Origin of the sequence: Ancylobacter oerskovii, from assembly GCF_018390555.1 — a bacterium.
GTDB classification, from domain to species: Bacteria; Pseudomonadota; Alphaproteobacteria; order Rhizobiales; family Xanthobacteraceae; genus Ancylobacter; species Ancylobacter oerskovii.
Genome location: NZ_JAHBGB010000025.1, coordinates 1 through 718, shown reverse-complemented (window position 1 = coordinate 718; position 718 = coordinate 1). Strand labels below are relative to the sequence as shown.

Below are 718 nucleotides of genomic sequence, written 5' to 3'. Positions count from 1 at the left end.
ACGCCGGTCACCGTGGTCTTGGTGGTCGGGCGGATGCCGACGATCTCGACTTCCTCGCCCACCTTGATGATGCCGCGCTCGACACGGCCGGTCACCACCGTGCCGCGACCCGAGATCGAGAACACGTCCTCGATCGGCATCAGGAACGGCTGGTCCACCGGGCGCTCCGGCTGCGGGATGTAGGCGTCGACCGCCTCCATCAGCTTCAGCACCGCGTCGCGGCCGAGCTTCGGATCGCCGTTCTCCAGCGCCACCAGCGCCGAGCCACGGATGATCGGGATGTCGTCGCCGGGGAAGTCGTACTTCGACAGCAGCTCGCGCACCTCGAGCTCCACCAGCTCCAGCAGCTCCTCGTCGTCGACCATGTCGCACTTGTTGAGGAACACCACCAGGGCCGGCACGCCGACCTGGCGGGCCAGCAGGATGTGCTCGCGGGTCTGCGGCATCGGGCCGTCGGCCGCCGACACCACCAGGATCGCGCCGTCCATCTGCGCCGCGCCGGTGATCATGTTCTTCACATAGTCGGCGTGGCCGGGGCAGTCGACATGCGCGTAGTGGCGGTTGTTCGTCTCGTACTCGACGTGAGCCGTCGAGATCGTGATGCCGCGCGCCTTCTCTTCCGGCGCCTTGTCGATCTGGTCGTACGCCGTGAACGTCGCCCCGCCGGACTCCGCAAGAACCTTCGTGATCGCTGCCGTCAAGGACGTCTTGCCATGGT

The 718-nt window shown here is 67.1% G+C and carries 1 protein-coding gene; it reads right to left on the bottom strand.

Features of this window, described 5'->3' with window-relative positions:
• A partial coding sequence (locus KHC19_RS11850) for a GTP-binding protein (protein WP_246548769.1) occupies positions 1-718 on the bottom strand: 718 nt, incomplete at both ends.